The sequence below is a fragment of the Streptomyces sp. NPDC001339 genome (genome assembly GCF_042895955.1).
In the GTDB taxonomy this organism is placed as follows: domain Bacteria; phylum Actinomycetota; class Actinomycetes; order Streptomycetales; family Streptomycetaceae; genus Streptomyces.
In genome coordinates, this window is sequence record NZ_JBIAWT010000001.1 from 309,737 (window position 1) to 322,601 (window position 12,865).

General features: G+C 69.7%; 12 protein-coding genes. 9 read left to right on the plus strand and 3 right to left on the minus strand.

Annotated features, from left to right (window positions below):
* Positions 1-5 precede the first annotated feature (5 nt).
* From ACFY12_RS01280 to acpP, 6 genes are all read left to right on the plus strand, one after another.
* On the plus strand, positions 6-1,772 hold the full coding sequence (locus ACFY12_RS01280) for an ATP-binding protein (protein ID WP_390713616.1): 1,767 nt from the start codon (positions 6-8) through the stop codon (positions 1,770-1,772).
* Positions 1,769-2,479, plus strand: a complete 711-nt coding sequence (locus ACFY12_RS01285; protein WP_390713617.1) for a response regulator — start codon at positions 1,769-1,771, stop codon at positions 2,477-2,479. The genes ACFY12_RS01280 and ACFY12_RS01285 overlap by 4 nt, the downstream gene beginning before the upstream one ends.
* A gap of 81 nt (positions 2,480-2,560) precedes the next feature.
* Positions 2,561-3,256, plus strand: coding sequence for a helix-turn-helix domain-containing protein (locus ACFY12_RS01290; RefSeq protein ID WP_390713618.1), 696 nt, complete (start codon positions 2,561-2,563; stop codon positions 3,254-3,256).
* A 267-nt stretch (positions 3,257-3,523) separates the two neighbouring features.
* Positions 3,524-4,318, plus strand: coding sequence for an ABC transporter ATP-binding protein (locus ACFY12_RS01295; protein ID WP_390714336.1), 795 nt, complete (start codon positions 3,524-3,526; stop codon positions 4,316-4,318).
* Positions 4,319-4,474: 156 nt separating this feature from the next.
* Positions 4,475-7,054 (plus strand): ABC transporter permease, encoded by a 2,580-nt coding sequence (locus tag ACFY12_RS01300; protein ID WP_390713619.1) that lies wholly within the window; start codon positions 4,475-4,477, stop codon positions 7,052-7,054.
* 169 nt (positions 7,055-7,223) lie between these two features.
* Entirely contained in the window at positions 7,224-7,463 is a 240-nt protein-coding gene (gene acpP, locus ACFY12_RS01305; RefSeq protein ID WP_390713620.1) for an acyl carrier protein, read from the plus strand.
* Between the two features lie 98 nt (positions 7,464-7,561).
* Here acpP and ACFY12_RS01310 read toward each other — a convergent pair whose 3' ends face one another.
* On the minus strand, positions 7,562-7,909 hold the full coding sequence (locus ACFY12_RS01310; protein ID WP_390713621.1) for an ArsR/SmtB family transcription factor: 348 nt from the start codon (positions 7,907-7,909) through the stop codon (positions 7,562-7,564).
* Between the two features lie 125 nt (positions 7,910-8,034).
* Between ACFY12_RS01310 and ACFY12_RS01315 the strand changes: the two genes are divergently transcribed.
* Positions 8,035-9,144: a Gfo/Idh/MocA family protein gene (locus ACFY12_RS01315; RefSeq protein ID WP_390713622.1), complete on the plus strand. Its 1,110-nt coding sequence runs from the start codon at positions 8,035-8,037 to the stop codon at positions 9,142-9,144.
* 69 nt (positions 9,145-9,213) lie between these two features.
* Here ACFY12_RS01315 and ACFY12_RS01320 read toward each other — a convergent pair whose 3' ends face one another.
* Complete coding sequence (locus ACFY12_RS01320) at positions 9,214-9,987, minus strand: aminotransferase class IV family protein (RefSeq protein ID WP_390713623.1); 774 nt, start codon at positions 9,985-9,987, stop codon at positions 9,214-9,216.
* A 34-nt stretch (positions 9,988-10,021) separates the two neighbouring features.
* Positions 10,022-10,210: a hypothetical protein gene (locus ACFY12_RS01325; protein WP_390713624.1), complete on the minus strand. Its 189-nt coding sequence runs from the start codon at positions 10,208-10,210 to the stop codon at positions 10,022-10,024.
* 134 nt (positions 10,211-10,344) lie between these two features.
* Here ACFY12_RS01325 and ACFY12_RS01330 point away from each other — a divergent pair, with 134 nt between their 5' ends.
* Positions 10,345-11,547, plus strand: a complete 1,203-nt coding sequence (locus ACFY12_RS01330) for a helix-turn-helix domain-containing protein (RefSeq protein ID WP_390713625.1) — start codon at positions 10,345-10,347, stop codon at positions 11,545-11,547.
* Positions 11,548-11,605: 58 nt separating this feature from the next.
* The gene (locus tag ACFY12_RS01335; RefSeq protein WP_390713626.1) at positions 11,606-12,817 is read left to right on the plus strand and encodes a helix-turn-helix domain-containing protein; all 1,212 of its coding nucleotides are present in this window, start codon (positions 11,606-11,608) and stop codon (positions 12,815-12,817) included.
* Positions 12,818-12,865: the final 48 nt, after the last annotated feature.

Below are 12,865 nucleotides of genomic sequence, written 5' to 3' on the forward strand. Positions count from 1 at the left end.
TCCGTATGCGACTCCCCCGACCCCGGCCACCGCGCCGGCTGCGCGGCCCCCGCAGCCTCGCCGGGCAGCTCTTCGCGATGCAGGTGGTGCTGGTGACGGCCGTCGTCGTGGGCTGCGCCGTCTTCGCGTACGTCAGCGCCGGGCGGCAGGCGGAGGAGACCGCGCGGCGGCAGGCGACCGCGGCGGCCACCGCGGTCGCCGGCTCCCCGGCAGTGGTGGCCGCCGCCCGCGGCAAGGACCCCACCGCCGTGCTCCAGCCGTACGCCGAGCGGCTGCGGCGGGACGCCGGCGTCGACTTCGTGGTGGTGATGGCCCCGGACGGTACGCGCTGGACGCATCCGCAGCGGTCCGCGATCGGCGGGAAGTACCTGGGGCACATCGGCCCGGCGCTGGATGGCGAGGTGTTCGCGGAGACACATCAGGGGGTGCTCGGCCCGTCGGTGCGGGTCGTCGCGCCGGTCCGCGACCCGCAGCGCGGCGGCCGGATCACCGCGCTGGTCAGTGCGGGGATCACCGTCGAGACGATCGGCGCGCAGCTGCGCGACCAGGTCCTGGCGGTGGTCGGGGTGGCCGCGGCGGCGCTGGTGCTCGGCGGGGCGGGTACGTACGTCATCAACGCCCGGCTCCGGTGGCACACGCACGGGATGAACTCCCAGGAGCTCAGCCGGATGTACGACTACCACCAGGCTGCGCTGCACTCCGTGCGGGAGGGGCTGATGCTGGTCGACGGGCGGCGCAGGGTGGCCCTGATCAACGATGGCGGGCGGGAGTTGCTGGGGCTGTCCGAGGGGGCGGTGGGCCGGCCGGTGGGCGAGTTGGGGCTGCCGGAGCCGCTCACCGAGGCACTGCTGGCGCCGGAGCCGCGGATCGACGAGTTGCATCTGACCGGTGAGCGGGTGGTGGTCGTCAACTCCGCCCCCGTTTCCGGTGGCAGCCGGCGCGGCAGCGTGGTGACCCTGCGGGATCACACCGAACTCCAGGCACTGTCGGGAGAGTTGAACTCGGTACGCGGCTTTGCCGAGGCGCTGCGCTCACAGGCCCATGAGGCCGCCAACCGGCTGCACACCGTGGTGTCGCTGATCGAGCTGGGACGGGCCGAGGAGGCGGTGGAGTTCGCCACGGCGGAGCTGGAGTTGGCGCAGGCACTGACCGACCAGGTCGTCGGGGCGGTCGCCGAGCCGGTGCTGGCCGCGCTGCTGCTCGGCAAGGCCGCGCAGGCCCATGAGCGCGGGGTGGAGCTGGTTCTGACGCCGGACAGCCGGATCGACGACGGGGTGCTGCCGCCCGGTCTGCCGGCCCGCGATCTGGTGACCGTGCTGGGCAACCTCGTCGACAACGCCATCGATGCCGCCGCCCCGGCCCCGGCCCCGGCCTCGGTCCCCACCTCGCCTCCCCATGGCACTCCTGAAGCTCCCCAGGTGCGGGTCACCGCCCGGGCGGCCGACGGCGAGCTGTTGCTGCGGGTGGCGGACAACGGGCCGGGGGTGGCCGCGGACGCCGTCGAGGAGATCTTCCGGCGGGGCTGGAGCACCAAACGCCCCGAGCGGGGCGCGGCCCGGGGTCTGGGCCTGGCCCTGGCCCGGCAGGCGGTCCGGCGCAACGGCGGGACCCTCACCCTGGACCGGGCTCCGACGGACGGCGCGCGGTTCACCGTACGGCTGCCGCTGCGGGCGGAGGCGACGGACGGGTACGCGATGAGCGAGTGCGTACTGGATGAGTGCGCATTGGGTGAGTGCGTACCGGGTGAGTGCGCGAGCGGCGGTGCGCGGTGAGCCCGGGCCCGTCCGATGTCCAGGACAGCCGGGACATCCGGGTGCTGGTCGTCGAGGACGACCCGGTGGCGGCCGATGCGCACGCCCTGTACGTGGGGCGGGTGCCCGGGTTCACCGTGTCCGGCACCGCGCGCTCCATGGCGGCCGCCCGCCGCCACCTCGACCAACACCCCGTCGATCTGCTGCTGCTCGACCTGTACCTGCCGGACGGCCACGGCCTCCAGCTGGTGCGTACGCTGCGCGCGGCCGGGCACACCGCGGACATTGTCGCGGTCACCTCGGCCCGCGATCTGACGATGGTGCGCGAGGGCGTCTCACTCGGTGTGGTGCAGTACGTGCTGAAGCCGTTCACCTTCGCCACCTTGCGCGACCGGCTCACCCGTTACGCCGCGTTCCGGGCCGCCACCGGGGAGGCCGACGGGCAGGACGAGGTGGACCGGACGATCGCCGCACTCCGCGCACCGCGCCCGGCCGCACTGCCCAAGGGGCTGACCGCGGCCACCCTGCGGGCGGTCACCGATGTACTGCGGGCCGCGGAGGACGGGCTGACCGCGACGGAGGCGGCCGCCGGTGTAGGCATCTCCCGGATCACCGCACGCCGTTACCTCGAACACCTCGTGGAGGGCGGGCGGGCCGCCCGTGCCCCGCAGTACGGTCAGGTCGGCCGCCCGGAGCTGCGCTACCGCTGGTCCGGCCCCGGCCATTGAGGCGGTGGAGCTTCCTACGACTTTCAGGCTTGGGTGTCCGCACGATAGGTGGCCGGCCGGACCCTCCCCTACCGTGTGCCGATGAGCACGCGAGCCGGGGAACCGCGCAGGCCGCCCTTCGACGCCGGGGCCGCCCGCCGGTTCCGCGAGGCCCTCGGTATGACCCCGGCCCATGTCGCTTACGGCATATGGGCCGCTTTCGGGATACGGATAGCGCCGACGACGGTGACCTCCTGGGAGTCGGGGGAATCCTCCCCCACGGAGACCGAACTGACCGCGCTGGCCGGTGCGTTGTGGTGCGCGCCCGGAGACCTGCTCGGGACCCCGGGCACCCTGCGCGAGTACCGCCTCGCGGCCGGTCTCGCCCCGGACGGCCTCGCACTGGCCGTCGGCATGGACCAGGCCGCGTACGAACGGCTGGAGGCCGGCGGGCGGTGGCGCGGCAACGACCGCCAGGCCGCGGCGCTCGCCGAGGCGCTGGGGCTGCCGCTGCCCGCGCTGCTCCGCTTCACCGGCCGGGACCGGGTCCTCACCGAGTTGCTGATCAGCGCCGTCACCAGCCGCTGGCAGGCCTACGTACGGCCGGTCGGCAAGCTCGTACCGCTGCCCAAGCAGCGGATCCAGGACGTCCTGCGGGAACTGCACGCCGAGTACCAGGCGGCCATGACCACCACGCTCCACTGGGGCGGCGGAGACGGCACGGAGGAGTCCGGCGAGGCGGGCCGCGCCTTCCTGGACGGCATCCTGGCGGAGTTCTGGGCGCGCACCGGCCAGTGAGCGCCGTCCGCGTACTTCCGGGGCGCCCCTGAGAGATCCCGTCGGTCCCAGGGCGGACGGTTGTCCGTCCAGAGGATGACATAGGGGGCCGGGGTGGCACCTCGGGTTGGTGCGGCTTTCGGTCCCTCTGGCTGATGTCTGCGCTGACCTGCGCGTTCGAGAATGAGGATGTGGGATCCGCCGGGCCCCGTCGGATCCGCCGGGTCCGTTGATTTTGATCCTCCGCTTCCGTCTCTCCAGGAGTCCCCCGTGTCCCACACGGCAGCCGTGCCGGGTTCCCCGCAGCACTTCCCCGGTACCCCCGGTACCCCCGCAACCCCCCGCGCCGTCGCCGCCCGTGCGACGGATCTGAGCAAGGTGTACGGCCAGGGGGAGACCCGGGTCGTGGCGCTGGACTCCGTCTCGGTCGAGTTCGGCAAGGCCCAGTTCACCGCGATCATGGGCCCGTCCGGCTCCGGCAAGTCCACGCTGATGCACTGCATGGCAGGCCTGGACACGATCTCGTCCGGCTCGGCCCGGATAGGTGACGTGGAGCTGGCGTCGCTGAACGACAAGCAGCTGACACGGCTTCGCCGGGACAAGATCGGCTTCATCTTCCAGGCGTTCAACCTGCTGCCCACGCTCTCCGCGCTGGAGAACATCACGCTGCCGATGGACATCGCGGGCCGTAAGCCGGACCGGGAGTGGGTCAGCCGCGTGATCGAGACGGTCGGACTGTCCGGGCGGCTGGCGCACCGGCCGTCGCAGCTGTCCGGTGGTCAGCAGCAGCGGGTCGCGGTGGCGCGGGCGCTGGCCGCCCAGCCGGAGATCATCTTCGCGGACGAGCCGACCGGCAACCTCGACTCCCGCTCGGGCGCCGAGGTGCTGGGCTTCCTGCGCGAGTCGGTGCGGGCGATGGGGCAGACGGTGGTGATGGTCACTCACGACCCGGTCGCGGCCGGCTACGCGGACCGGGTGGTCTTCCTCGCGGACGGCCGCATCGTCGAGGAGCTCCACCGGCCGACCGCGGACGCGGTGCTGGACCGGATGCGGCTGTTCGACGCCAAGGGCCGTACGAGCTGACGCCAAAGGCCGAAGGCCGTACCAGCCGACGCCGAAGGCCGTACGAGCCGACGCCAGAAGCCGTACGAGCCGACGGACGGACCTACCGAGCCGCACCCCGAGCCCCGCCCCGGACCCCGGACCCCGCACCCAGACCCCAGGACTGACACCACCACCATGTTCCGCACTGCCTTGCGCAACATCCTCGCGCATAAAGCCCGTTTGATCATGACCGCGCTCGCGGTCGTCCTCGGCACCGCCTTCGTCTCCGGCACCCTGATCTTCGGCGACTCCGTGGGCCAGGCGTACGAGAACGCCATGACCAAGAACTACAAGGACGTGGCCGCTTCCGTACACCCTGAGGAGCCCCGCGGCGCCGCGCCCTCCGAGGACGAGGGCGGGGACGGCCGTAAGCGCTCCTCCGTCCTCGACGACAAGCTCGCCGGCAAGATCCGCGCCCTGCCCGGCGTGGCGTCGCTGCGCCCCACCGTCTCCGGCAGCGCCGTCGTCGTCGGCAAGGACAATCAGCCGCTCGGCGCCGAGTGGGGCAACCGTGCCACCAACTTCTCCCCGGGGAAGGACAGCCGCGACAGCCGCTTCTCGCTGAAGGAGGGCCGCGCTCCGGCAGGCGCGGACGAGCTCGCGCTGGACGCCCGGTCCGCCGAGCAGGGCGGCTACCGGCTCGGTGACACCGTCACCTTCGCCACCGACGGCCCGGCGCTCAAGAAGAAGCTGGTCGGCGTCGTCACCACGGAGGACCCGCAGGTGACCGCGGGCCACAGCCTGGTGCTCCTGAACACCGCCACCGCCCAGAAGCTCTTCCTCAAGCCCGGTCAGTACGACGAGTTCACGGTGAGCGCCGCGCCCGGCACCGACGACCGCGCGCTGACCGCGAAGGTCAACGAGGTGCTGCCCAAGGACCGCGCCAAGGCGATCAGCGGCTCGGAGCAGGCTGCTCAGGAAGCCGAGTTCATCGCCGAGAACACCGCGTCGATCAAGAAGATGCTGTTGGTCTTCGCCGGTATCGCGCTGTTCGTCGGTGTGTTCATCATCGGCAACACCTTCACCATGCTGATCGCCCAGCGCAGCCGCGAGGTCGCGCTGATGCGCGCGGTGGGTGCCTCCCGGCGCCAGGTGGTGCGCTCGGTCCTGGTCGAGGCGGCCCTGCTGGGCCTGGCATCCTCCGCCGTCGGCTTCGCCCTCGGCGCCGGTGTCGCGCTCGGCCTGCGCCCGCTGCTCAACTCCACCGGCGCCGGCTTCCCCGACGGCCCGCTGGTGGTCAACCCCTCCGCGGTGCTCTCCGCGCTCGGCGTCGGTGTGCTGGTGACCGTGCTGGCCGCCTGGCTGCCGTCCCGGAAGGCCGCCAAGATCGCGCCGGTTGAGGCACTGAGCACCGTCGAGGCGCCGGCCGCCCCGCGCAGCCTGCGGGTCCGCAACATCATCGGCGCGGCCGTCACCGCCCTCGGCCTGGCGATCATGCTGTACGTCTCCACGCTCGAGGACATCGATGCGGGCATGGCCCCGGCGATGGGCGGTTCGGCCCTCACCCTCACCGGCATGATCATCCTGGCCCCGCTGCTGTCCCGCCCGCTGGTCGCGCTGGCCGGCAAGGTCACCGGCCGCCTCTTCGGCGTCACCGGCAAGCTGGCCAAGGAGAACGCGCTGCGCAATCCGCGCCGTACCGCCGCCACCGCCTCGGCGCTGATGATCGGCCTCACCATGATCACCGGTATGACGGTCGCCGGGCACTCGACCCAGCAGGCCATGGACCAGCTCGTCGCCAAGGACCTCAAGGCCGACTACCAGGTCACCACCTCCAACTTCGAGGGCCTGGATCCGAAGGTGTCACAGAAGGTCGCGTCGGTACCGGGCGTGCAGGCGAGCGCCGCACTGCGCCACGTGGGCTTCCAGACCAAGGCCGGTGACGGCTTCGGCAGCATCACCGGCACGGACCTGGCCCAGCTCACCAAGGTGACCGACCTCCGGCTCGCCTCCGGCTCTCTCGACGCCGTCCAGGGCAACGCGGTCGCGGTCTCCCGCTCCATGGCCAAGAAGACGGGCTGGAAGGTGGGCGACACCCCCGAGGTGGAGTTCTACTCCGGCAAGAACCGGAAGCAGAAGCTCAAGATCGTCGCCCTCTACGAGGACAACCACTACGCGGACGGCCTCCTGGGCTCGCCCGCTCTCGTGGACCCGCACGTCAAGCCCCTCAAGGACGAAAAGATCCTGATCAAGGCCGCGGGTGGCGCCTCCCCGGCCCTGGAGAAGCAGATCCGCGAAGCCCTGGGCAACAGCCCGCTGCTGAAGGTCGCGGACAAGGACGCGCTCCGCCAGGAGGGCGCCGGCAACATCAACACCGCCCTGAACATGATGTACGGGCTGCTCGGTATGGCCGTGGTCATCGCGGTGCTCGGCGTCGTCAACACCCTGGCGATGTCGGTCTTCGAACGCACCCGGGAGATCGGGATGCTGCGCGCCATCGGCCTGGCCCGTACCGGCATCAAGCAGATGGTCCGCCTGGAGTCGATCGTCATCTCGCTCTTCGGCGCGGTGCTCGGCATCGGCGTGGGTGTCTTCCTCGCCTGGGCGGGCGGGTCCCTGGCCGGGAAGTCCCTCCCGACGTACGAAATGCTGCTCCCCTGGGGCAAGTTGGGCCTCTTCTTCCTGCTGGCCCTGGTCGTCGGCGTACTGGCCGCGGTCTGGCCGGCCCGCCGCGCCGCCCGCCTCAACATGCTGGAGTCGATCAGCGCCCAGTAACCCCGCGCTTCTCCCCCCATCCCCCACACCCGGACCCCCGCCCCTCAACCGAGGGCGGGGGTCCGGCCGTTACGCAACCGGAACGGCCGTAAGGTGCTTCTGACCGGTCGACGGCCAGCCACAGCGAGACTGCCTGGCAGGGACGGCACTACACCTGAGATCATCAAGTATGGACAATATCGAACAGCGGTTGAAGAGGATTGTCTCGGATCAACTGGGAATCGCTTTAGACGAGATCAAAAATGAAGCTTCATTCCTCAACGACCTGGGGGCCGACTCGCTGGACACCGTAGAGCTGGCCCTGGCCTTGGAGGAAGAGTTCGAGATGGACATCCCGGACGAAGAAGCCGAGAAGATCACCACGGTCCAGCAGGCCATCGACTACGTCAGGGCCGGCAGCAAGGGCTGAGATCCAGAAGGAAGTCCCGAGCGGGCAGCCCCCCCCCCCGCCCCTGACACCAGGGCGGGGACCTGCTCGCTCCCACGGCACGTTCACGCCAGAGCCGTTCACCCCACCCCGGCCACCGCCACCTGCCGCCCGGCGCCCTCCTTCAGCACGAGGTCGAGCAGCCCGGGGAAGCGGCGGTCCAGTTCCTCGCGGCGCAGGGAGTTCACCCGCCGGGTGCCCGCGTCCCGCTGCTGGATCAGCCCGGACTCCCGAAGGATCTTGAAGTGGCGGCTGAGCGCGGACTTGGCGACCGGCAGCTCGAACGTTCCGCAGGCGACCTCGGCATGGACGCCGAGTGTGACGACGATGCTCAGCCGGATCGGGTCGGCGAGGGCGCTCATGATCACAAAGAGGTCCAGCTCCCGTTCCTCGGGGTGGACCAGGGGCGACGAGGTACGGCTGGCCATGCGCCCATTATCCACGACCATCACCCTCATGTTCACATCCACGCGAACATGAGCTACGGTCGTACTCACCGGCCGCCGGAAGCCCTGCTCAGCCCCACTCAGCTCCGCAGCCCAAGGAGACACCCATGCCCACCACCGCCTCCCCCCTTCCCCCCATCGGCGTCGGCATCATCGGCCTCAGCGCCGCCGGCGGCTGGGCCGCCACCGCCCACCTGCCCGCCCTGCGCGCGCTGGACGGCTTCGAGGTCCGCGCACTCTCCGCCTCCAGCGACGCCTCCGCCAAGGCGGCGGGCGAGAAGTACGGCGTCCCGCTCGCCTTCGGCACCCCCGAGGAGCTGGTACGGCGCGACGAGGTCGACCTGGTGGTCATCACCGTAAAGGTGCCGCAGCACCGGGAGTTGGCACTGGCCGCGCTGCACGCCGGGAAGATGGTGCTCAGCGAGTGGCCGCTGGGCAACGGGCTCGCCGAGGCCGAGGAGCTGGCGGCCCTCGCCGGGGCCAAGGGGCTGCGCACCTTCGTGGGCCTCCAGGCCCGCTCCGCGCCCCCGGTCCGCTACGCCCGCGATCTGATCGCCTCCGGGTACGTCGGCCAGGTCCTCTCCACCAGCGTCATCGCCTCGGGCCGCGGCTGGGGCGGGGACATCCCGGGCCGCAACGCCTACACCCTCGACCCGGCCAACGGTGCGACCCTGCTGACCATCCCCTTCGGCCACACCATCGACGCGCTCACCATGACGCTCGGCGAGTTCACCGACCTCGGCGCGACCCTGGCCACCCGCCGTACGTCCGTACGCGACGAGGCGACCGGCGCGACCCTGCCGATGACCGCACCGGACCAACTCGCCCTCAACGGCGTACTGGAGGGCGGGGCGGTGGCCTCCGTCCACTTCCGCGGCGGCCTCTCCCGCGCCACCGACTTCCACTGGGAGATCAACGGCACCGAAGGCGATCTGCTCCTCACCGGCGGCACCGGCCACCTCCAGTTCGGCCAGGTGACCGTGCACGGCGCCCGCGGCGAGCAGACCTCACTGACGGAGCTGCCGGTCCCCGCCTCCTACGAGACCCTGCCCCAACTGGCCGGCCGCCGCACCGAGATGTCCTACACCGTCGCCCACGCCTACGCACAGATCCACGCCGACCTCACCAACGGCACCCACCACGCCCCGGACTTCACCCACGCGGTACGCCGCCACCGCCTCCTGGACCGCATCGAACGCGCCGCAGCACAAGGCTGACCGGCACGGAAGCACGGAAGCACACAAGACCACCCGTCCGTCCATCCGTCCGCCCAACAGCTTCCCCGATCAGACGCAGTCACCCGGTACGCGCATGTACTCCTTGCGGAGGCGGCCAATGATGGGGTGGTCGCCGGGCAGTTCCGTGTCATCGATGCAGGTGATGGCACGCACGCCGATGGCAGCGTTGGTAGCGAAGGCCGCCTCCATGGAAGCAAGGTCTCCGAGGCCCACAGGCAAAACACTGTGCTCGTGGGCCTCCTGCATGAGCCGCATCGTCACGCCTGGGAGACAGTCAGCCGCCGGCCAGACCACGCGGTCACCGTCGAAGAAGCCGACGTTCCATGTGGCACCTTCCGAGACAGCGCCGTTCCCCTCCACGAAAAGCGCGTCATCGAATCCGTCGAGCCGCGCCGCGCGCCGGTGGCGGAGGAGGCTGAAGAGCCCCACGCTCTTCACCTCCGGAGCATCTCGGACGAGCAAGGATGACTGGACTCGAAGCGGTGGGAGCGGCAGGTTGGCGGCGGACCTGTGCGTGACGAGGATCTGAGGGTCCGTGGCGCGGTCCGGGCGTCCCAGGTCCATGGCCGGGTCGAACACCGTCACCCGGATCGTGATGGACCCGTGGGCCGGCACCACCCGCCGGATCAGTGCGCGGACATGATCGATGTCGAGTTCCGCCCCGAACAGCGCCCGGCAGTCACGAGCCAGCCTCTCAAAATGAAGCGAGAGACCACGAACTCGCCCCTCGTCGACCCGGAGACTGGTGAAGTGACCGTAGTTGGTGAGAGCGAGCGCCTGAAGCTGATCCACACTTACGGGGCGTCCGTTGAGTTCTGCCATGGGTCCAGCATGCATCCATACCCGGGGCTGAGATTCAGACGAGGCTGACCCCTGCCTGAGTCTTGATGGTGTCCACGGCGTCACTGGTGAGCCACCGAAGCGGCACGACGGTCCATCGGTCGCCCTTACGCATGACGACGGCGTTGCCGTCCTTGGTACGCCCGATGTGTACGAAACCATGGTCGCGACGTAGGTCTTTGGCCAGTTGTTCGCCGTGGATCATGCGCTACTTCCCTTCGCGCTCCTCGTCGTCGGCCATGCTGCTGTATCTGACTGCTCGTTCACTCTGTCCGCATGGGTGGCGGGGCCTACCATCGGAATACAGCCACCGCGTCTGAGCATCCCACCGAGGTGATCGTGAGCAACTGGGCCGACCTGACGAACGGTAAGCGCATCAAGTACCTACGGGGCACTGAGCTGACGCAACAGGGTCTCGCCGAAGCGGCGGGTGTCTCGCTCGCGTTGGTACAGAAGGCCGAGCAGGATCGCGGCGAACTGTCGGTCGGTTCGCTGCTCAGGTTCGCCGGCGCGCTCAAGACTGACGTTGCAGTGATCCTGGGCCAGCAGGCACCACGGCGCGGGATGAGCCAAGACACCAGGGCCGCCCTGCGGAGGCTCTCCGACGCCGTACACGAGAGTGCCCTCGGGGACTGGGGAGGCATGGGGGAGCCGAGCACGCTTGCCGAGCTGTCGGCTGCCCAAGAGCGCGTATGTGCCACGTACTGGCGGGGCGAATTCGGAGAGATGAGCGAACTCATCGCCAAGGTACTGCTTGAAGGAAGCGCGCGATACGAGCAGGCGGCGGGGTACGAGCGCGAACGGCTGAGCTCGATCCTTGCCCTCACCTACCAGACCGCGTCATCGGCCGCAGTCCAGCTCGGGCAACGCGATCTCGCCCTGAGCGCGCTCACCTCCGCGCATCACCTGGCGAAGGACTCCGGCGATCCCGTACTGCCCGCGCTCCTGGACTCGACGCTGTCATGGATTCACCTGCGAAGCGCCAAGGTTCCCCGTGCGGTTGCTGTGGCGGAGCGTGCAGCCTCACGGATCGAGCCGGCTTTCAGCAAGGCGCCCCACCCTCAACTGCTCGCGTATGGACGGCTGATGATCGCTGCGGCCGTCGCTTCCTCGCGGCGCGGAGACCCCGTATCCGCAGATGACTACTTGTCGCAGGCACATGCCGCATCAGCTCGGATCGGGCACGACGTGACATCGCACGGCACACACTTCGGCCCCACCGTCACGAACACCGAATCCGTGGGAATCGCCGTGGCGCTCGGGAACCACGGACGAGCACTGAAGCTGGCTTCGCGCACAGAGCTGCCCCGTTCGATGCCCAAACTTGCCCGTAACCGCTACAAACTCGACGTCGCCATGGCCCAGTGCGAGGCAAAGCTGTACGACCAAGCCGCCGACACCCTGATCGAGGTAGGTCGCGACGCCCCGGAGTGGGTCAAACACCATGCACTGCCCGGTGTCATCGGGAAGCGTCTTGCGAAGGTGTCCACGGCGCGTGTGCGGAACATCAGCGAACTGATCGGCGTGCCCCTGCTCACATAACGAGCCTGGAATCGATCGGAACACAGCCACCGCATCTGAGCATCCCACCGAGGTGATCGTGAGCAACTGGGCCGACCTGACGAACGGTAAGCGCATCAAGTACCTGCGGGGCTCCGATCTGACTCAGCAAGGGCTCGCCGATGCCGCAGGTGTCTCGCTCGCCCTGGTGCAGAAAGCCGAGCAGGATCGCGGCGAGCTGTCCATCGGCTCGCTGCTCAAGCTCGCCGGCGCGCTCAAAACTGACGTTGCGGTGATCCTGGGACAGCAAGCACCACGACGCGGCATGCACCGGAACGTACGCGCCGCGCTGCGCCAACTGTCCGACGCCGTACACGAGAGCGCACTCGGAGAGTGGGACGGTGTCGACGATCCGAGCACACTCGACGAACTCACCGCTGCGCGCGACCTCGCGTGGGCCGCCTACTGGGCAAGCGATACGGCGAAGGTGAGCAGCCTCGCCTCGAAAGTCCTCATGGAAGGACAGGTTCGCTACGACAGCACCACAGGAGTCGAGCGTGAGCGGCTGGCGTTGGTCCTGGCGAGCACCTACAGGGTCGCCGCATCCTGCGCGAACGGCTTCGGACAGCGCGACCTCGCCTTGAGCGCGCTCACGTCCGCGAAACTCCTCGCGAAGGAAGCCGACGACTCCGTGATGACCGCGCTGCTTGAATCCACGCTGTCGTGGATCTATCTACGAGGTGCGAAGACGCCCCGGGCCGTGGCGGTGGCCGAGCGCGCGGCACTGGCGATCGAGCCCTCGTTCAGCAGGGCACCACGGCCCGAACTGCTCGCGTATGGACGCCTGATGATCTCCGCCGCTGTGGCAGCATCGCGACGCGAGGACGAAGACGCCGCCGACGACTACATTTCACAGGCTCATGCGGCGGCGGCGCGGCTCGGCCGGGACGAGAAGCTGTACGGGACCAGCTTCGGCCCAACAGCAGCGAAAACAGAAGCCGTAGGAATCCATGTCGCGCTGAAGGACTACGGGCGCGCCCTCAAGCTGGCCAACCAGCCTGACATGAAGAGGCTTCCCCAGAGCATGTCGAAGGTGGCGCGCAACCGCTACAAGCTCGACGTGGCCCTCGCGCAGTGCGCAGCCGGTCTCCACGACCAGGCCGGAGACACGCTGATCGAGGTAGGGCTCGACGCCCCGGAGTGGGTCAAGCATCAGGCGCTGCCCGGTGTCATCGGGAGGCGCCTCGCAAAGGTTTCCACGGCGCGCGTGCGGAACATCAGCGAGCTGATCGGCGTACCTCTGATCGCATAGGCCCTACGGAGCATACGAGTTGGGGCCAGGGGACCTCGTACAGCCCTA